This is a genomic window from Streptomyces sp. PH9007 (assembly GCF_059813725.1).
Map to the genome: position 1 here is coordinate 4,822,773 of NZ_CM187440.1, position 19,053 is coordinate 4,841,825.

Annotated in this window: 19 protein-coding genes; 13 read left to right on the forward strand and 6 right to left on the reverse strand. The window is 72.9% G+C overall.

What is annotated here, in order from left to right; translation table 11 throughout:
- Positions 1–34 precede the first annotated feature (34 nt).
- From ACTFAP_RS22360 to ACTFAP_RS22370, 3 genes are all read left to right on the forward strand, one after another.
- Positions 35–508 (forward strand): Dps family protein, encoded by a 474-nt coding sequence (locus tag ACTFAP_RS22360; protein ID WP_030738798.1) that lies wholly within the window; start codon positions 35–37, stop codon positions 506–508.
- Positions 509–823: 315 nt separating this feature from the next.
- Positions 824–1,285, forward strand: a complete 462-nt coding sequence (kilB, locus tag ACTFAP_RS22365; RefSeq protein ID WP_500467254.1) for a plasmid transfer protein KilB — start codon at positions 824–826, stop codon at positions 1,283–1,285.
- A 158-nt stretch (positions 1,286–1,443) separates the two neighbouring features.
- Positions 1,444–2,523: a peptidoglycan recognition protein family protein gene (locus ACTFAP_RS22370; RefSeq protein ID WP_500467255.1), complete on the forward strand. Its 1,080-nt coding sequence runs from the start codon at positions 1,444–1,446 to the stop codon at positions 2,521–2,523.
- Between the two features lie 36 nt (positions 2,524–2,559).
- On the opposite strand, the gene ACTFAP_RS22375 is transcribed toward ACTFAP_RS22370, so the two are convergent.
- The 3 genes from ACTFAP_RS22375 to ACTFAP_RS22385 all read right to left on the reverse strand — a co-directional run bounded on the left by ACTFAP_RS22375 (position 2,560) and on the right by ACTFAP_RS22385 (position 4,124).
- Positions 2,560–2,745: a hypothetical protein gene (locus tag ACTFAP_RS22375; protein ID WP_390123623.1), complete on the reverse strand. Its 186-nt coding sequence runs from the start codon at positions 2,743–2,745 to the stop codon at positions 2,560–2,562.
- A 42-nt stretch (positions 2,746–2,787) separates the two neighbouring features.
- Positions 2,788–3,405, reverse strand: a complete 618-nt coding sequence (locus tag ACTFAP_RS22380; RefSeq protein WP_390123625.1) for an SRPBCC domain-containing protein — start codon at positions 3,403–3,405, stop codon at positions 2,788–2,790.
- Between the two features lie 62 nt (positions 3,406–3,467).
- The gene (locus ACTFAP_RS22385; RefSeq protein ID WP_500467256.1) at positions 3,468–4,124 is read right to left on the reverse strand and encodes an N-acetylmuramoyl-L-alanine amidase; all 657 of its coding nucleotides are present in this window, start codon (positions 4,122–4,124) and stop codon (positions 3,468–3,470) included.
- Between the two features lie 89 nt (positions 4,125–4,213).
- Between ACTFAP_RS22385 and ACTFAP_RS22390 the strand changes: the two genes are divergently transcribed.
- Both ACTFAP_RS22390 and mnmA read left to right on the forward strand, forming a co-directional pair.
- Positions 4,214–5,383 carry an aminotransferase class V-fold PLP-dependent enzyme gene (locus ACTFAP_RS22390; protein ID WP_495682106.1) on the forward strand — a complete coding sequence of 390 codons (1,170 nt, stop codon included), beginning with the start codon at positions 4,214–4,216 and terminating at the stop codon, positions 5,381–5,383.
- A gap of 408 nt (positions 5,384–5,791) precedes the next feature.
- Positions 5,792–6,961: a tRNA 2-thiouridine(34) synthase MnmA gene (gene mnmA / locus ACTFAP_RS22395; RefSeq protein WP_400013658.1), complete on the forward strand. Its 1,170-nt coding sequence runs from the start codon at positions 5,792–5,794 to the stop codon at positions 6,959–6,961.
- On the opposite strand, the gene ACTFAP_RS22400 is transcribed toward mnmA, so the two are convergent.
- From ACTFAP_RS22400 to ACTFAP_RS22410, 3 genes are read right to left on the reverse strand one after another with little or no spacing between them, the layout of a single operon-like run.
- Entirely contained in the window at positions 6,942–7,172 is a 231-nt protein-coding gene (locus tag ACTFAP_RS22400) for a helix-turn-helix domain-containing protein (protein WP_030738822.1), read from the reverse strand. The genes mnmA and ACTFAP_RS22400 overlap by 20 nt on opposite strands.
- Entirely contained in the window at positions 7,172–7,882 is a 711-nt protein-coding gene (locus ACTFAP_RS22405; RefSeq protein WP_500467257.1) for a DUF2975 domain-containing protein, read from the reverse strand. The genes ACTFAP_RS22400 and ACTFAP_RS22405 overlap by 1 nt, the downstream gene beginning before the upstream one ends.
- 35 nt (positions 7,883–7,917) lie before the next feature.
- Positions 7,918–8,721 carry a nitrilase-related carbon-nitrogen hydrolase gene (locus ACTFAP_RS22410; protein WP_495685003.1) on the reverse strand — a complete coding sequence of 268 codons (804 nt, stop codon included), beginning with the start codon at positions 8,719–8,721 and terminating at the stop codon, positions 7,918–7,920.
- 133 nt (positions 8,722–8,854) lie between these two features.
- On the opposite strand from ACTFAP_RS22410, the gene ACTFAP_RS22415 reads away from it, so the two are divergent.
- The 8 genes from ACTFAP_RS22415 (at position 8,855) to gatB (ending at position 18,954) form a co-directional block, all read left to right on the forward strand.
- Positions 8,855–9,544, forward strand: a complete 690-nt coding sequence (locus ACTFAP_RS22415) for an SDR family oxidoreductase (protein ID WP_495682109.1) — start codon at positions 8,855–8,857, stop codon at positions 9,542–9,544.
- Positions 9,545–9,587: 43 nt separating this feature from the next.
- Positions 9,588–10,640, forward strand: coding sequence for a methionine synthase (locus ACTFAP_RS22420; RefSeq protein ID WP_451749739.1), 1,053 nt, complete (start codon positions 9,588–9,590; stop codon positions 10,638–10,640).
- 16 nt (positions 10,641–10,656) lie between these two features.
- Positions 10,657–12,900 carry an NAD-dependent DNA ligase LigA gene (gene ligA / locus ACTFAP_RS22425; protein WP_500467258.1) on the forward strand — a complete coding sequence of 748 codons (2,244 nt, stop codon included), beginning with the start codon at positions 10,657–10,659 and terminating at the stop codon, positions 12,898–12,900.
- A 193-nt stretch (positions 12,901–13,093) separates the two neighbouring features.
- Positions 13,094–15,235: an EAL domain-containing protein gene (locus tag ACTFAP_RS22430; RefSeq protein WP_495682111.1), complete on the forward strand. Its 2,142-nt coding sequence runs from the start codon at positions 13,094–13,096 to the stop codon at positions 15,233–15,235.
- A gap of 166 nt (positions 15,236–15,401) precedes the next feature.
- A complete protein-coding gene (gatC, locus tag ACTFAP_RS22435) occupies positions 15,402–15,701 on the forward strand; it encodes an Asp-tRNA(Asn)/Glu-tRNA(Gln) amidotransferase subunit GatC (protein ID WP_019434265.1) in 300 nt (99 codons plus the stop codon).
- Complete coding sequence (gene gatA / locus ACTFAP_RS22440; RefSeq protein WP_400013662.1) at positions 15,698–17,191, forward strand: Asp-tRNA(Asn)/Glu-tRNA(Gln) amidotransferase subunit GatA; 1,494 nt, start codon at positions 15,698–15,700, stop codon at positions 17,189–17,191. The genes gatC and gatA overlap by 4 nt, the downstream gene beginning before the upstream one ends.
- Positions 17,188–17,430: a hypothetical protein gene (locus tag ACTFAP_RS22445; RefSeq protein WP_030738856.1), complete on the forward strand. Its 243-nt coding sequence runs from the start codon at positions 17,188–17,190 to the stop codon at positions 17,428–17,430. The genes gatA and ACTFAP_RS22445 overlap by 4 nt, the downstream gene beginning before the upstream one ends.
- 12 nt (positions 17,431–17,442) lie before the next feature.
- The gene (gatB, locus tag ACTFAP_RS22450; RefSeq protein ID WP_030738860.1) at positions 17,443–18,954 is read left to right on the forward strand and encodes an Asp-tRNA(Asn)/Glu-tRNA(Gln) amidotransferase subunit GatB; all 1,512 of its coding nucleotides are present in this window, start codon (positions 17,443–17,445) and stop codon (positions 18,952–18,954) included.
- Positions 18,955–19,053: the final 99 nt, after the last annotated feature.

A 19,053-nucleotide genomic window follows, 5' to 3' on the forward strand; every position in this document is an offset into this window, starting at 1 on the left:
GAAAGCCGCACATTCGGATGAAAGTGGACGATTCATGTATGCCGTGAAGAGCACACTGCCCGAGCCCGCGCTCAAGGTCGTCGCAGACGCCCTGCAGGGCGCGCTGGCGGACATCATCGATCTGTCCCTGGTGGCCAAACAGGTCCACTGGAACGTGATCGGACCTCGCTTCCGCACCGTGCACCTCCAGCTGGACGACGTCGTGGAGACCGCCCGCGCCCACTCCGACATCGTGGCCGAACGCGCTTCCGCCCTGGGCATCAGCCCCGACGGCCGCGCCGCCACCGTCGCGGGCAGCAGCGGGATCGCCACCGTCCCCGAGGGCTGGCTGCCGGACACCGAGGCGGTCGACATCCTGACCCAGGCGCTGGGCTCCTGCATCGTCCGCATGCGCGACCGCATGGTCGCGGTGGGCGAGGTCGACCGGGTCACCGAGGACAACCTGATCGCCCTGGTCAAGGAGCTGGAGAAGCACCACTGGATGTTCCAGGCCGAGAACGGCAGCTGACGCCGGAAGCCCGGCACCGCGCCGACCCGCACCGTCCCGGACGCGCCGTCCCACCGACGGGTATCCGCGCGGGCATCCGAGCGACCAGCGGCTCTGCCCCCTGTTCCGGCCGGAAGGAATCCGGAAGCGCGAGGCCCCCGACCCGTCACGGGTCGGGGGCCTCGCCGGGTGCGGGCCGCACGCGCCCGCCCGCTCACCGGGCGCCACGGGTAGGGGGCGAACGGCGCGAGGCGGTCCGGGCTACCGTGACGCGCGGGGCGGCCGCCGGGCCGCCGCGAGCGAGGGGGCGGGGGTATGTGGGCGAGCATCGTCGCCGTGGCGGGAACACTGGCGGGCGTGGGGCTGACCGGTTTCACCCAGCAGTGGATCGACCGGCGGGCCCGCCGGCGCGACCACGACCGGGAGGTACGCGCCCAGGTGGGCCGGCTGCTGAAGGCCGTCCTGCGCTACCGCGAGCTGTACTGGCTGTTCGTCCAGGACGTCCGCGACGGAAAGCGGGAGACGCGCGAGCACCGCGTGGCGCGCTACCGGGCCCGCTCGGAGGTCACCGAGGCACTGGACGAACTGGCGCTGACGACCGGTGACCGGACGCTGCTCGAGGCGGCCTCCACCGCGGCGTGGTATGCCATCACGCTGTCGGACATCACGCTCGGGCCGGTACGGCGGCGCCGGTTCACTCCCGAGGTGGAGGCCCGGCTGGCCGCCGGACGTGCCCGCACCCGGGACGCGCACAGCGCGCTGCGGGAGGCCGGCCACGCCTACCGGCCACGCCGGTAGCGGAACGGCCCCCCCGCACACGGGGCGGCGAACGGGCGGGAGTCCCAGGAGTGTTGAAAGGTGCGAGACCGCCGTGGGGGACTCTTGCGCCCCGGGGGCATGCGACGTACCACTGATGGGGAGGCTACTGCGTCGTCGTAAGCGAACGGGGGTCCTTCATGGCCACTCCACTGAGCGCTGACAAGGTGTTGTCCGCGCTGAAGGCCGAGGGCGTCAAGGTCGTCGAGTACAAGTCCTGGCGCACCCACAACCGCAACAGCGCCGGGGCATGGGGCCCGGTGCACGGTGTGATGGTCCATCACACCGTCACCTCCGGCACCAGTGCCTCGGTGGAGCTGTGCTACGCCGGCCGCTCCGATCTGCCGGGGCCGCTGTGCCACGGGGTGATCGACAAGGCGGGCACCGTCCACATGGTCGGGCACGGGCGCGCCAACCACGCGGGCAAGGGGGACGGCGCCGTGCTCAACGCCGTCATCGCCGAGAAGAAGCTGCCGCCCGACAACACGGCGGACACCGACGGCAACCCCCACTTCTACGGATTCGAGTGCGTCAACCTCGGTGACGGCAAGGACCCGTGGCCCGCCGAGCAGGTGGAGGCCATCGTGCGGGCCGCCGCCGCGCTGCTCCGCGCACACGGCTGGGGCAAGTCCGGCGACACCTCGGTGATCGGCCATCTCGAATGGCAGCCCGGAAAGATAGACCCCCGCGGGCCGGGCGTGTCCATGAGCGACATCCGCAAGCGGGTCGCCGCCCGGCTCAAGCAGTCGGCCGGATGGAGCCCCAGCAGCCCCGAGGAGGACGATATGCCCAAGCGGTCGTTATACGAGACGAACTCCTACACCCGGACCGTGCAGCCCGACACCTGGACCACCCTCAACTTCAACCGGTACTACGACGGCAAGAAGTGGGTGGACAAGGATCCCGAGCCCTCCGTGCTGCTCGGCCCCTGCTACTACACCGCCTCGGTCGCCGTGAAGGTCACCGGGCTGGCCACCGGCCAGGAGTTCAAGGTGCGGGTGGCCCGCTACCGGCAGGAGAACGGGAAGTACGTACGGGCCTCGGCGATGCCCACCGACTCACCGGTGAACGACCAGGGCAAGGGCCACTTCGTCTACACCTGGACCGGCCACGTGCCCGCCGCCGACAAGGGCAGACTGCGGGTGGAGGTCCAGCACCACGGCTCCGAACCGGTCACCGTGGAGTGGGCGCGCGCCGAATCGCTGTACTGGCCGGCCTGACCGGCGCCGCGCGCGACCCACCGGGGCGGGGCGGGCTCAGGCCGCCGCGCGTATCGCGGCCAGCCACATGCGGCGCAGCCGCGCCAGCTCGGCGGCCTCCCGCTCCCCCCACGGCCGGTTGCCGTGTGCGCGGACATAGCGGCGGATGGCCTCATTCGCCGCCGCCGCGTCATCGGCACCGGTGGTGGCGGTGGTCGGGGCGTCATCGCAGGTCACGATCATGCCCTCCAGAGTAGAGGGCGACACTGACAGCGCCGACCGGGTTTACGGCCGCTCGCGTGCTTCCTCCGCGGCGAGCTGCGCCCACAGGTCACCGCTGCGGACCGCGAAATTCTGCACTTCCGGTGCTTCTTCCCAGGTCGCCGGGTCGGTGATGGGGTCGCCGCCGAGAAATCGGGCCAGCGAGATCAGCGCGAGTTCCCATCCGGTGCCCAGCCCGAAGAGACCAGTCTCATAGTCGTTGAGCACCGGATCGAGCCGCCGGCCGTCCATGTCGATGAGATCGGGGATCGGCGCCTGCTCCAGTTCCAGGGCCGTCTCACCCCGCGACACATCGGCCAGCCGCAGCATCAGCTCGCTGCTGGGGCCGGTGCCGAAGTTCCAGGTCACCGCCAGCAGGTTGGGGGCCTCGCAGCGCAGGATCTCCCCGCTGGCGTTGCCCTCGATACGGAAAGCGCCGCCCAGTTCCAGCTCACCGCTGACCGGCAGGAACCACTGGGACAGCCGCCCCGGGTCCGTCACCGCGTCCCAGACGTCCACCACCCAGGCCGGGAAGTGGCGGCGGATCAAGATGGTGCGGGCCTCGCCCTCGGGTACGGGGCGCCGCCCCACCTCCCGGTAGGTGTCGTCGATCCAGCTGGTGAACTCGGTCTTCTCGGTCATGGTGGGGCTCTCCCCTGTCACGGCAGGACCTTGCTGGAACGATCCTCACCCGCCGCGCCCGCTCACGCCTGCTGAACCAGCTCCATATAGCGGTCCCAGTCCCAGTGCGGCCCCGGGCACACCCGTATGACGTCGGGCACCTCGTTGTGCCCCACGATGTGCTCACGGTCCACTGGAATGCCGTAACGCCGGCAGATCCCGGCCACCAGCCGGGCCGACGACTCGTACATGGCGTCCGTCAGATACGCCGGATCCTCCGCCCAGCCCTCGTGCTCGATGCCGATGCTGCGCTCGTTGAACCCGCGGTGCCCCGCGTGGAAGGCGACGTCCAGCTCCCTGGCCAGCTGCGCCACATGGCCGTCCTCCGAACGCACCACGTAGTGCGTGGACGCGCCGTGCCCGGGGTCCTGGAAGACCTGGAGCGTGATGTCGTACGTGGCTTCCGGCATATGGATGACGACCCGGTCGATGCCGTAGTCGCGCGGCCGGCTCGCCCGCCGGTAGTTCGCCCGCGCCGCCGGCACCCACTCGGCGCCCACGTGGTCCACCTCACCCGGCGTACGCGGCTCCTCCATCCCCGGCAGCCGCCACCACCAGCGTTCGAGCGTGTCCCGGGCGGCCAGCGCGCCCACCCCGACGGCGGCGGCACCACCGCCCAGGACCAGGGCGCGCCGCCCGAGCCCCCGCCGTCGCTGATCCGGCCCCGCGTGCTCACCCATGTTCATCCTCCGAGGGGAAAGAACGCCACTGTCCGGCATCCGGTTCCATCGGCCGCCCCGTGGGGGCGGCTCGTAGAATCGGCCCCACCATGCCCTACTTCGACCATGCCGCCACCACGCCGATGCTCCCCGAGGCCATCGCCGCGATGACCGCACAGCTGGCTGTCACCGGGAACGCCTCCGCCCTGCACGCCGCCGGACGGCGGGCACGGCGCGCGGTGGAGGAGGGCCGGGAGGAGCTGGCCGCGGCGCTCGGCGCCCGGCCCAGCGAGGTGGTCTTCACCTCGGGCGGCACCGAGGCCGACAACCTCGCCGTCAAGGGACTGTACTGGGCCCGCCGGGACGCGGACCCGCGCCGGGTACGGGTGCTGGCCAGCCCGGTGGAGCACCACGCGGTGCTGGACGTGGTCCAGTGGCTGGCCGACCACGAGGGCGCCTTGGTGGAGTGGCTGCCGGTGGACGCGGTGGGCCGGGTGCACCCCGGCGCGCTGCGCGAGGCCATCGCCCGGGACCCGCGGGATGTGGCGCTGATCACGGTGATGTGGGCCAACAACGAGATCGGCACCGTCTTCCCGGTGGCCGAACTCGCCGCGGTCGCCGCCGAGTACGGCATCCCGATGCACGCGGACGCGGTGCAGGCGGTGGGTCAGCTGGAGGTGGACTTCGCCGCCTCGGGGCTGGCCGCGCTGTCCGTGTCCGCCCACAAGATCGGCGGCCCGTACGGCATCGGCGCGCTGCTGCTGGGCCGGCAGTGGACGCCGGTGCCGGTGCTGCACGGCGGCGGCCAGGAGCGCGAGGTGCGCTCGGGCACGCTGGACGTTCCGGCGGTGGCGGGCTTCGCGACGGCGGCCTCGGTGGCCACCGCCCGCCGGGCCGGCTTCGCCCGCGAGATCGGCGGGCTGCGGGACGAGCTGATCGCGGCGGTACGGGCGGAGGTGCCGGACGCCGTGCTCGGCGGTGACCCGGACCCGGCCGGGCGGCTGCCGGGCAACGCCCACTTCGCCTTCCCCGGGTGCGAGGGTGATTCGCTGCTGCTGCTGCTGGACGCGCTGGGCATCGAGTGCTCCACCGGCTCCGCCTGCACGGCCGGGGTGGCGCAGCCCAGCCATGTGCTGCTGGCGATCGGCGCCGACCCCGAACTGGCCCGTGGCACCCTGCGGTTCTCCCTGGGCCACACCACGACGCGGGCGGACATCGAGGCGGTGGCGAAGGCGATCGGCCCCGCCGTCTCCCGGGCCCGTACGGCCGGCCTGAGCTGACGCCGCACGGGGGACCGGCGCGGCCCGGAGCGGCCTGCCGGGCCCGCCGGTACGCCGTGTGATCTGCCGGCGCAGCGGGCGCGGGTCCCGGCCCTCGCCCGGGCTGTCCGGAGCCCATGGCCGCTGGACAGGAGTACGTGGGTCGGGTCCAACGGCCTGAGGGCGGCAAGCGCCGGGGCGCGTGCCGCGGCGCCACCGGCCGGGCCGTCCGGGTCGGAGGCGGTGGGGCAGGCCGGGAGGGCCCGCTGGGACCCGGCCCGGACGGCCACCGCAGCCGGGCGCGGAGCCCCCGCGCCCGTCCCCGGCCCGGTCGTCCGGGCCCCGCGTCCGTCCCTGACCTGGCTGTCCGCAGCCCGTGCCGGATCGGGCCCGCCGCCCGGGCGGGGCACCCCGTAGGGTGGTGGTGCTATGAATGAGTTCCCCGGTGCTCCCTCCGGCCCCCGCACGGGGCCGCGTCTTCGTGTTCTCGCCGCGATGTCCGGCGGCGTTGATTCCGCCGTGGCCGCCGCCCGTGCCGTGGAGGCCGGGCACGAGGTGACCGGCGTCCATCTGGCGCTGTCCGCCAATCCGCAGTCCTTCCGCACCGGCGCCCGGGGCTGTTGCACCATCGAGGACTCCCGCGACGCCCGCCGGGCCGCCGACGTCATCGGCATCCCCTTCTATGTGTGGGACCTGGCCGAGCGGTTTCGCCAGGACGTGGTCGAGGACTTCATCGCCGAGTACCGGGCGGGCCGCACCCCCAATCCGTGTCTGCGCTGCAACGAGAAGATCAAGTTCGCCGCGCTGCTGGACAAGGCGCTGGCGCTGGGCTTCGACGCGGTGTGCACCGGCCACTACGCCACCGTGGTGACCACCCCCGACGGCGGTCGCGAGCTGCACCGGGCCACCGACCTCGCCAAGGACCAGAGTTATGTGCTCGGTGTCCTGGACGAGCGGCAGCTGGCCCACGCCCTGTTCCCGCTGGGCGACACCCGTACCACCAAGGACGAGATCCGGGCCGAGGCGGAGCGCCGTGGCCTGGCGGTGGCCAAGAAGCCGGACAGCCACGACATCTGCTTCATCGCGGACGGCGACACCCAGGGCTTCCTGGCCGGTCATCTGGGCTCCGCCGAGGGCGACATCCTCGACGAGGACGGCCGCCGGGTGGGCACCCACCAGGGGGCGCACGGGTTCACCATCGGCCAGCGCAAGGGACTGCGCATCGGCCACCCGGCCGCCGACGGCAAGCCCCGCTACGTCCTGGACATCTCCCCGGTGGAGAACACCGTCACGGTGGGCCCCGCCGAGGCGCTGGACATCATGGCGCTGACCGCCATCCGCCCCCGCTGGTGCGGTGCCGCACCGACCGGCCCCGGCCGCTACACCGCCCAGCTGCGGGCCCACGGCGGGGAGACCCCGGTGACCGCCGAGCCGGACGGCGACGGGCTGCGCGTCCGCTTCGCGGAGCCGGTGCGCGGGGTGGCTCCCGGCCAGGCGATCGTGCTGTACGACGGTGCGCGTGTGGTCGGCTCGGCCACCATCGCCGCCACCGAGCGCGCGGTCGCCTCGGTCGCCCCGGTCACTTCGGCCGGTGGCTGAGCAGGTCCCCCGGCTGACACTCCAGCACCTCGCACAGGCGGGTCAGGGTGGAGAACCTGATGGCCTTGGCCCGCCCGTTCTTCAGCACGGACAGATTGACGTTGGTCACGCCCACCTGGTCGGCCAGCTCGGTCAGGGTCATGCGCCGCTCGGCCAGCAGCCGGTCCAAATGCACCTCGATCCCGTGCGGTTCGGCGTCGCCCGCCGCCATCACACCACCCCCTCCAGGTCCTCCCGCATATCCGTGGCCAGCTGTATCAGCCGCGCGAAGGTGAGCAGCCCGAGGCCGATGAAGATCGGCCACCAGCGGACCTGCGTCGGATCGATCAGCCGCGCGTAGCCCCAGTAGTCCGTCGCGTAGGAGATCAGTGTGCCGTAGGCCAGCCCCTGGATCAGGTGCAACCCCACCGCTCCGCCTGCCAGATACCAGCCCATCAGGGTCAGCCCGCGCACCGTGCGCCGGGTGAACGGGCCGTGCCTGCGGGCCCGCCGGATCAGCAGCCAGGCCATCACCAGCGCCCCCACGTGCCACAGCAGCGCCAGCTGCGTCGCGGCGATGAACAGCGCCCGCTGCCCCGTGCTGCCGTCGAAGCAGAACGTCGGCTGTGCCACCACCTCGACGTCGGGCCCGGCGCCGAACATGCCGTCCATCGGCGTGCCGCTGCCGCTCGTCGCCGCGTCGGTCACACACACCCGGTCGGGGAGGTAGAAGCCGACCCCGTCGACGAACACGGCCAGCACCGCCCACAGCGTCAGGACCAGCACGCCCAGCGTGCACACGGCGGTGACCGCCGCCTCGATGGGCTCCAGCGGGTCCTTCCCCGACTTGCCGGCCGCACCCGCCGCACCCGCCCCGCCCCCCTCGGCGGCGGCCGGCCGTCCCCCGCCCGACCTCATCAGTGCCTTCATGGCAGCCTTCATGAGGCACCCCCCTTATCGTTTATCGATGCTATCGATTAACGATAAGTCTCCGGTCGCCGGTTGGCAATCACCGGAACGGATGACCTCGCCGCGGCAACCTGCCCCACCTCCACGTCCACCACCAGCAGCCCCGGCTCCGCCCCCAGCCGCGCCCGTACCTCACCCAGCGGCGAGACCACCATGCTGTGCCCGATCCCGGTCGGCGCCGAGGTCCCCGGATCCTCACCCACCGCCGCCGGATCGGCCTGCCCCACCGCCACCACCCAGCAGGTGGAATCCAGCGCCCTGGCCCGCACCAGCAGCTCCCACTGCTCCCGCTTGCCCTCGCCCGCGCCCCACGAGGCCGGCACCAGGATCACCCGCGCCCCCAGCCCGGCCAGCCGCACGAACAACTCCGGGAAACGCACGTCGTAGCAGGTCGCGAAGCCGAACCTGACCCCGTCCGCGTCCGCCGTGACCACCCGGTCCCCGGGCGCCACCGTCCGCGACTCCGCGAAGCCGAACGCGTCGAACAGATGCACCTTGTCGTACCAAGTGTCCACCCCCCGCCCCGTGATCAGCAGCGTGTTGCGCACCCGCCCGTCCGGGTCCGGGGTGAACATCCCCGCCACCACCAGCAGTCCGTGCCGCGCCGCGATCTCCCGCACCCCCGCCGCCCACGGCCCGTCCAGCGGCTGCGCCACCGGTCCCAGCGGGATGCCGAACCGCGCCATCGCGGCCTCCGGGAACACCAGCACCCGCGCGCCCCGCTCCGCCGCGCGCTCCGCCGTCTGAGCCAGCAGCGCCAGATTCTCCGCCGGGGACGTCCCCGAGAGCACCTGCCCCACCGCGATCCGCACCGTCGCCCCGGACCCCTCCGCGCCCGCGCCCCCGTTCCCGCCCGCGTCCGTGTCCACGTTCGCTCCCGCACCGTCCGTCATGCCGCCGCCTCCCACTGCCGAGCCGTTCCTGTCCGTACGAGACCATGCTCGTATGGCAACGCATGTGATCACAGGCGCGGGTTCCGGAATCGGTACGGCCGTCGCCGAACGACTGGCCGAACGCGGCGACGAGCTGTGGCTGTGGGCGCGCGACGCCGGCCGGGCCGCCCAGCTGCGCGACCGCTTCCCCGGCGCCCGCACCCTCGTCGGTGACCTCGCCGAACCCGCCCGGCTCTCCTGGGCCCTGGGCCACCAGACGCTCCCCGACCGCGTCGACTCCCTCCTGCACATCGCCGGAGTCGTCGACCTCGGCGGCATCGGCGACCTCACCCCCAAGGTCTGGCAGGCCACCCTCGCCGCCAACCTCGTCGCCCCCGCCGAACTCACCCGCCTGCTGCTGCCCCAGCTGCGCGCCGCCCAGGGCCACGTGCTCTTCGTCAACTCCGGCGCCGGACTGCGCGCCAACGCCCAGTGGGGCGCCTACGCCGCCAGCAAGCACGGCCTCAAGGCCCTCGCCGACGCGCTGCGCGCCGAGGAGGCGGGCCACGGCGTCCGCGTCACCACCGTCTACCCGGGCCGCACCGCCACCCCCATGCAGGCCAAGGTGCACCAGCAGGAGGGCAAGGAGTACGACCCGGACCGCTGGATGACCCCCGAATCCGTCGCCACCACCCTCCTCACCGCCCTCGACCTGCCGCGCGGCACCGAGATCACCGACCTGTCCGTACGCCCCACCGGCTGACCGGGCGGCCGGCGCACCCCGGCGGAACTCGTAGGCTGCCGGGGTGAACGACACGGCGAACGACGACGCGGCGAACGCACCGCGACACCCCTGGGGCCCCGCCGCGGCCACCGGGATCGGCTCCATGCCGGGCGAGGACATCAGGGAGTCGGTGCGCACCGTCACCGGCTCCCTGGAGTCCCTGCCGTACCTGCCCGAACTCCCCGCCCGCGGCCCCGGGGCCGACATGACCGGCCGCACCGCCGGGCTGCTGGCCGAGCTGTACGTCCATCTGGAGCCCAGTGGCTGGCGGATCAGCGACCGCCCCGGACGCGACACCCGCCGCGCCCGCGCCTGGCTGCGCGAAGACCTCGACACCCTGGAGGAGTTCACCCAGGGCCACCGGGGCGCGCTGAAGATCTCCGCCGTCGGCCCCTGGACCCTGGCCGCCACCCTCGAACGCCGCACCGGCGAGGCCATGCTCGGCGACCCGGGCGCCTGCCGTGACCTCACCGCCTCCCTCGCCGAGGGGCTGCGCGGCCACCTCGCCGAGGTGCGCCGCCGCGTCCCCGGCGCCCAACCCGTCCTCCAGCTCGACGAACCCTCCCTCACCGCCGTGCTGCACGGCGCCGTCCCCACCGCCAGCGGCTACCGCACCCACCGCGCCGTGGACCGCGCCGTCGCCGAGGGCGCGCTGCGCGAACTGATCGCGGTGGGCCACGAGGCGGGCGCCCCTGTCGTCGTGCACTCCTGCGCCTCCGGCGTGCCCCTCCCGCTGCTGCGCCGGGCCGGCGCCGACGGTGTCTCCCTCGACTTCTCGCTGCTCACCGAGCGTGAGGACGAGGCGATCGGGGAGGCGGCGGAAGGCGGCACGGCTCTCTTCCTCGGCGTGCTGCCCGGCACCGGCGAGCGGGCCGCGGAATTGTCAGACCCGGCCGGTACGGTCAGTGGAGTCAGGTCGCTGTGGCGCAGGCTGGGGCTCTCACCCGGTCTGCTCAGCGAGTCCGTGGTGATCACTCCGACGTGTGGTCTCGCGGGCGCCTCCCCGGCGTACGCCCGGGCGGCGCTGGCGCATTGCGTCCGGGCGGCGAGATCCCTCGCGGACAACCCTGAGTGAGGACGGAGACAAGACGGTGTCGGTCGAACAGCAGTCAGCAGTGCCCGCCGAGGCGCGGGAGCGGCACGCCCGGCTCGCTGAGCAGGTCGAGGAGCACCGCTTCCGCTACTACGTGAAGACGCCGGTGATCAGCGACGCCGAGTTCGACGCGCTGCTGCGCGAACTCCACGTGCTGGAGGAGGCCCACCCCGAGCTGCGCACCCCCGACTCGCCCACCCAGAAGGTGGCCGGGGTGTACGAGACGGAGTTCACCTCCGTCGAGCACGCCGAACGCATGCTCTCGCTCGACAACGCCTTCGACGACGCCGAACTCGACGCCTGGGCGGACCGGGTCGCCGACGAACTGGACGGCATCCCGTACCACTTCCTGTGCGAGCTGAAGGTGGACGGTCTCGCCGTCAACCTCACCTACGAGCACGGCCGCCTCACCCGTGCCGCCACCCGTGGCGACGGCCGGACCGGGGAGGACATCACCCCCAACGTCCGCACCATCCAGGAGATCCCCACCCGGCTGAGCGGGGACCGGATCCCGGCGCTGGTGGAGATCCGCGGTGAGGTGTTCTTTCCCATGGAGCGCTTCGAGGAGCTGAACGCCCGCCTGGTGGACGCGGGGGAGAAACCGTTCGCCAACCCGCGCAACGCGGCGGCCGGTTCGCTGCGCCAGAAGGACCCGAAGGTCACCGCCTCCCGCCCCCTGCAGATGGTGGTGCACGGCATCGGCGCGCGCGAGGGCTTCGACATCGACCGCCTCTCCCACGCGTACGAGCTGCTGCACGAGTGGGGCATGCCCACCGCCCGGGCCGCCCAGGTCGTCACCTCGCTGAGCGGGGTGCGCGAGTTCATCGCCCACTACGGGGAGCACCGGCACGCCGTCGAGCACGAGATCGACGGCGTCGTCGTCAAGCTGGACGAGATCCCGCTCCAGGGGCGGCTTGGCTCCACCTCGCGGGCGCCGCGCTGGGCCATCGCCTGGAAGTACCCGCCGGAGGAGGTCAACACCAAGCTGGTGGACATCCGGGTCGGCGTCGGGCGCACCGGCCGGATCACCCCGTACGCCGTGGTGGAGCCGGTCACCGTGGCCGGCTCGGAGGTGGAGTTCGCCACCCTGCACAACCAGCAGGTGGTCAAGGCCAAGGGGGTGCTGATCGGGGACACCGTCGCGCTGCGCAAGGCGGGCGATGTCATCCCCGAGATCCTGGGGCCGGTGGCCGACCTGCGGGACGGCAGCGAGCGCGAGTTCGTGATGCCCGCCGAGTGTCCCGAGTGCGGTACGGCGCTGCGGCCCATGAAGGAGGGGGACATCGATCTGCGCTGCCCCAACGCGCGCTCGTGCCCCGCACAGTTGCGGGAGCGGCTGTACTACCTGGCCGGCCGCAAGTGCCTGGACATCGACCACTTCGGGTACGTGGCGGCGACCGCGCTCACCCAGCCGATCCAGCCGGCCACCCCGCCGCTGGCCGACGAGGGCGGGCTGTTCGATCTGCGGGTCGAGGAGTTGCTGCCGATCACCTCCTACGTGCTGGACCAGGACACCGGGCTGCCCAAGCGCGACCCGGAGACCGGCGAGCCGAAGGTCGTCACCTTCTTCGCCAATCAGCAGGGCGAGCCCAAGAAGAACACCCTGGCGATGCTGGAGGCGATCGAGGCCGCCAAGCAGCGGCCGCTGGCCAGGATCCTGACCGGTCTGTCCATCCGGCACGTGGGGCCGGTGGCGGCGCAGGCGCTGGCGCGTGAATTCGGTTCGCTGGACCGCATCATGACGGCCGGTGAGGAGGAGCTGGCGGCCACCGAGGGGGTGGGCCCGACCATCGCGGCCTCGCTCACGGACTGGTTCGCCGTCGACTGGCACCGCGAGATCGTCGAACGGTGGCGGGCCGCCGGGGTGCGGATGGAGGACGAGGGGGCCGGTCAGGACGCCGGACCGCGCCCGCTGGAGGGGGTCACGGTGGTGGTCACCGGCACGCTCGGCTCGCACACCCGTGACGGGGCCAAGGAAGCGCTCCAGAGCCGGGGCGCCAAGGTGACCGGATCCGTCTCCAAGAAGACCGGTTTTGTGGTGGTGGGGGACAGCCCCGGTTCGAAGTACGACAAGGCCGTCCAGCTGAAGGTGCCGGTGCTGGACGAGGCGGGCTTCGCGGTGCTGCTGGATCAGGGCGCCGACGCGGCGCGTGAAGTGGCCCTGGGCGTGGGGGAGGAAGCGGAGGAAGCGGGCGAAAACGCCGGGAAGAACGGGCAGGAAGCGGCGAAAGAGAAGAAATGACGCGGAGGCAACAGAAGATGACGTGTGGGTGACGCGGGGCGACGGCATATAGCAGGGAACGTGGCTTCCGCCCGCAAGGTGTGAAGAAAACGCCCGACTTTCCGCCACCCCGCGCACGATGGGGCGGACCGCGGCCTAGTGTGGGGGGTGTGCCTGCCCTGGCGCGGGCAAGGAAGCCGTGAGAGGGACCCGCATGCAGTCAGCCCCCACGGGAAGACCGACCCAGCGGCGCAACTGCGCGTGGCTGGCCCGGTACACCCGGCCCGCCGTCCTCATCACCGCCGCCATCGCCCTGCTCATCGGCGTCAGCCGGGTGGTCGCCGAGGGACATGCCCTCTTCCCGGGCGCCCGCGCCGGATTAGGTTTCGCGCTGCTCACCGGCGTCGTGGTCACCCACCTGGTGGCCGTACGCGGCGACCGCTGGTGGGGCAGCTCCGGCTCGGGCGCCGCCCTGGCGCTGTCCATGCTGCTCCAGTACGGCTGGGTCCCGGCCCTGCTCATCAGCCTCGCCGTGGTCACCCTCGTCGGCGCCGCCCGCCGCGACCGGCGCCAACAAGCTCTGGTCCACGGGTCCATCGACATCCTGGGAGTCGGCGCCGCCGGACTGACGCTGGCCGTCTTCGGCGTGCGGCCCAGCGTCGCGCACCCGTGGCACCCCGACGACTGGACCCCGGCCATCCTCCTCCAGCTGCTGCTGGGCGCCGTGGCCTACCTGGTGGTCTCGCGCACCCTGCACTGGCTGTGCGACACCCCCTCCGCCGCGCTGCCCGCCGCCGGTTCCGCGGTCACCGCCGCCGCGCTGCTGCGGCAGGGCACGATAGCGCTCGCCCTGCTGTGCTTCGCCCCGCTCATCGTCGTGGTCGCCGCCGAAGTACCGCTGCTCATCCCCCTGTTCGCGGTCCCGCTGATCGCCCTGGACCGCACCCTGTGGCTGGCCAACGCCCGCGCCGAGGAACAGCTCCTGGACCCGCTCACCGGACTGCCCAACCGCCAGTGGCTGCTGGACCGCACCCGCGCCGCCCTGGAGGAGGCCACCCCCGAAGCGGCCCCCACGCCCGGGCCGGCCGCCGCCCCGGCCCGCTGCGCCCTGGTCCTGATCGACCTCGACAGCTTCCGCGACGTCAACGACACCCTCGGTCATCTCACCGGCGACCGGCTGCTGCTCCAGATCGCCGACCGGATACGCGCCGGCCTGCCCCCGGACGCCGCCGCCGCCCGGCTCGGCGGCGACGAGTTCGCCGTGCTGCTGCCCGGCGTCGCGTCCGCCGACGCCGCCCGGCACACCGCCCGCGACCTCATCCGTTCCCTCAGCGCCCCGCTCGAACTCGACGGCCTCACCCTGCTGATGGAGGCGAGCGCCGGCGTCGCCGTCGCCCCCGACCACGCCCGCGAGGCCGAGGACCTGCTGCGCCGCGCCGACGTCGCCATGTACGCCGCCAAACGGGACCGGTGCGGCGTCCAGGTGTACGAGGCCAGCCGCGACGAGCACACCCCCGACCGGCTCGGACTCCTCGGCGACCTGCGTCACGCCCTGGAACGCGGCCAGGTCGAACTGCACTACCAGCCCAAGGTCGGCTTCGACGGCGCCGTCGCAGGACTGGAGGCCCTCATCCGCTGGGAGCACCCCGAGCGCGGCCGGGTCCCCCCGGACGAGTTCATCGCCATCGCCGAGACCTCCGGGCTGATGCCGCAGCTCACCGAGTACGTCCTGGAGACCGCCCTGCGCCAGGTGGCGCACTGGCGGGCCGCCGGGCTGACCGTCCCGGTGGCCGTGAACGTCTCACCCCGCGACGTGTACACCGACGGTTTCACCGAGGCGGTGGCCGCCCGCCTCGCGCGGCACCGGGTCCCGGCGGGCTCGCTCCAGCTGGAGATCACCGAGCACGTCATGCTGGAGGACCCGCAGCACGCCGCCGACACCCTGGCCGGGCTCACCGCGCACGGCGTGAAGATCTCCCTGGACGACTTCGGTACCGGCTACTCCTCCCTGTCCTACCTGCGCACCCTGCCGGTCAGCGAACTCAAGATCGACCGTTCCTTCGTCGCGGGCCTGGCGGCCGACCCGCAGAACGCCGAGATCGTCCGCTGCACCATCGAACTCGCCCACTCCCTGGGCCTGGTGGTCGTCGCCGAGGGCGTGGAGGACGACGAGACCTGGGAACGGCTGCGCGACATGGGCTGCGACGCCGTCCAGGGCTGGCTGGTGTCCGCCGCCCTGCCGCCCGTCGAGGCCACCGCCTGGCTGCGCGGGCGGGACAGCGACCCGCCGCCCGCCGAGGCGGCGCGGCCCACCGGCGCCGGGGAACTCCCGCACAACCACCAGCCGGTGCGCTGACCCGCACCCCGCCCGCACGGTGCGCGGCGCCCCCTCCCGTACCCGCCGCGCACCCCGCCCGGCGGCCCGCCCCGGGCCCCCGCCGGTAACGCGCGCGCGGGCGCCCTCGCCGGACCCATAGGATTGGGGCCGAAACCAGCCCTCGACCAACAATGAGGATCGCCGCATGCCAGGCATCACGCGCGAGGAGGTCGCCCACCTCGCCCGGCTGGCACGTCTGGAGCTGACGGACGAAGAGCTCGACCACTTCGCCGGGCAGCTCGACGACATCATCGGCGCGGTCGCCCGCGTCTCCGATGTCGCCGACCAGGATGTGCCCCCGACCTCCCACCCGCTGCCGCTGACCAACGTCATGCGCCCGGACGAGGTACGGCCCTCGCTCACCCCGCAGCAGGCGCTCTCCGGCGCGCCCGCCGCCGCCCAGCAGCGCTTCAAGGTGCCGCAGATCCTCGGGGAGGAGGCATGACCGACGTGATCCACCGCACCGCCGCCGAGACCGCCGCACAGATCGCCGCCGGCTCCGTCACCGCCACCGAGGTCGCCGAGGCGCACCTGGCGCGGATCGACGCCGTCGACGAGAAGGTGCACGCCTTCCTGCACGTGGACCGCGAGGGCGCCCTCGCCCAGGCCCGCGCCGTCGACCAGCGGCGCGCCGCCGGCGAGAAGCTCGGCCCGCTGGCCGGCGTCCCGCTCGCGCTCAAGGACATCTTCACCACCGAGGGCGTCCCCACCACCTGTGGCTCCAAGATCCTCGAGGGCTGGATCCCGCCCTACGACGCCACCGTCACCCGCCGCCTGAAGGCCGCCGGGGTGGTGATCCTGGGCAAGACCAACATGGACGAGTTCGCCATGGGCTCCTCCACCGAGACCAGCGCGTACGGTCCCACCGGCAACCCGTGGGACCTCACCCGCATCCCCGGTGGCTCCGGCGGCGGCTCGGCCGCCGCGATCGCCTCCTACCAGGCGCCGCTGGCCATCGGCACCGACACCGGCGGCTCCATCCGGCAGCCCGCCGCGGTCACCGGCACGGTCGGCGTCAAGCCCACCTACGGCGGGGTCTCCCGCTACGGCATGATCGCCTTCTCCTCCTCCCTGGACCAGGGCGGCCCGTGCGCCCGCACCGTGCTGGACACGGCGCTGCTGCACGAGGCGATCGCCGGGCACGACCCGCTGGACTCCACCTCCATCAACGCGCCGGTGCCCGCCGTCGTCGAGGCGGCCCGCAACGGCTCGGTGGCCGGGCTGCGGGTCGGCGTGGTCAAGGAGTTCCGCGGCGAGGGGTACCAGCCCGGCGTCATGGCCCGCTTCGACGAGGCCGTGGAGCTGCTGCGCGAGCTGGGTGCCGAGGTCGTCGAGGTGTCCTGCCCGTCCTTCGACAAGGCGCTCGCCGCGTACTACCTCATCGCGCCCTCCGAGTGCTCCTCCAACCTGGCCCGCTTCGACGCCATGCGCTACGGGCTGCGGGTCGGCGACAGCGGCGGGCACTCCGCCGAGGAGGTCACCACCCTCACCCGCGGCCAGGGCTTCGGCGACGAGGTCAAGCGGCGCATCATGCTCGGTACGTACGCCCTGTCGTCCGGCTACTACGACGCGTACTACGGCAGCGCCCAGAAGGTCCGTACCCTCATCACCCGCGATTTCGAGCGGGCGTTCGGCGACGTCGACGTGCTGATCTCGCCGACCACCCCGACCACCGCCTTCGCCATCGGCGAGCGCGTGGACGACCCGATGGCCATGTACCTGGCCGACCTGTGCACCATCCCCACCAACCTGGCGGGCAACGCCGCCATGTCGCTGCCCTGCGGCCTGGCGGACGAGGACGGCCTGCCCGTGGGCCTGCAGATCATCGCCCCCGCGATGGCCGATGAACGGCTGTACCGCGTGGGAGCGGCGGTCGAGGCCGGCTTCCAGGCACGCTGGGGACACCCGTTGCTGGAGGAGGCACCCGCGCTATGAGCAAGAAGACCAAGTCCAAGGCCAGTACGTATCTGTCGATCGGCACCACCCTGTTCGGGGCGATCGGCGTGGTCAAGCAGCTGCGCACCGCCCGTGAGGAGCGCGACGCGCTGGAGCTGGCCGACGCCGTCATCTCGGCCGCCGCGATCGTCACCGGCCTCGCCCTGCTGAGCCGGGAAGTGCGCCGCATCAACCGGGAGGCGGAGCTCGCCCTCCCCGAGCCCACTGACCGTGTGTGAGAGGTACGACCCGTGACCGTGACTGACGACCTGGTGTCGTACGAGGACGCCCTCGCGTCCTACGACCCCGTCATGGGCCTTGAGGTCCATGTCGAACTCGGCACCGCGACCAAGATGTTCTGCGGCTGCGCCACCACCCTGGGCGCGGAGCCGAACTCCCAGACCTGCCCCACCTGCCTGGGGCTGCCCGGCGCCCTGCCGGTGGTCAACGCCGTCGGCGTGGAATCCGCCATCCGGATCGGTCTCGCGCTGAACTGCGAGATCGCCGAGTGGTGCCGCTTCGCCCGGAAGAACTACTTCTATCCGGACATGCCGAAGAACTTCCAGACCTCGCAGTACGACGAGCCGATCGCCTTCAACGGCTACCTCGACGTACAGCTGGACGACGGCACGATCTTCCGGGTGGAGATCGAGCGCGCCCACATGGAGGAGGACACCGGCAAGTCCACCCACATCGGTGGCGCGACCGGCCGCATTCACGGCGCCTCGCACTCCCTGCTGGACTACAACCGGGCCGGCATCCCGCTGATCGAGATCGTCACCAAGCCGATCACGGGCGCGGGGGAGCGGGCGCCGGAGGTGGCCAAGGCGTACGTCGCCGAGCTGCGCGAGCTGATCAAGGCGCTGGGTGTCTCCGAGGCCCGCATGGAGATGGGCCAGATGCGCTGCGACGTGAACGTGTCGCTGCGCCCGCACGGGCGGGAGAAGTTCGGCACCCGCAGCGAGACGAAGAACGTCAACTCGCTGCGCAGCGTCGAGCGCGCCGTGCGCTTCGAGATCCAGCGGCACGCGGCGGTGCTGGACGGTGGCGGCGCCATCGTGCAGGAGACCCGGCACTTCCACGAGGAGAACGGTTCCACCACCTCGGGGCGGGTCAAGGAGGAGGCGGAGGACTACCGCTACTTCCCCGAGCCCGACCTGGTGCCGGTGGCCCCGCCCAAGGAGTGGGTGGAGGAGCTGCGCGGCGAGCTTCCCGAGCTGCCGCGCGCCCGGCGCAACCGGCTGCGCGAGGAGTGGGGCATCTCGGAGCACGAGATGCAGTCCGTGCTCAACGCCGGTGCGATCGATCTGATCACCGCCACCATCGAGGCGGGGGCCGATCAGGCCGCCGCGCGCAAGTGGTGGATGGGCGAGCTGGCCCGGCGGGCGAACGAGGCGGGCGCCGAGCTGGCCGCGCTGCCGGTGACGCCGGCCCAGATCGCGCGGGTCGCGGCGCTGGTGGCCGAGGGCTCGCTGAACGACAAGCTGGCCCGGCAGGTCATCGAGGGCGTGCTGGCGGGCGAGGGCTCGCCGGACGAGGTCGTCGAGGCGCGCGGGCTGAAGATCGTCAAGGACGAGGGCGCGCTGGGCGCGGCCGTCGACGAGGCGATCGCCGCCAACCCGGGCGTGGCCGACAAGGTACGCGGCGGCAAGGTCGCGGCGGCGGGCGCGCTGGTCGGCGCGGTCATGAAGGCCACGCGTGGCCAGGCGGACGCGGGGCGGGCCAGGGAGCTGATCCTGGAACGCCTGGGCGTCCAGGGCTGAGCACCCGCTCCGCGCGGCAGGCACCAGGTGGGGGCGGCCCCGTCCGATGAGGACGGGGCCGCCCCCACCGTCGTGTCCGGTACGGGGTCGGCTGCCGCG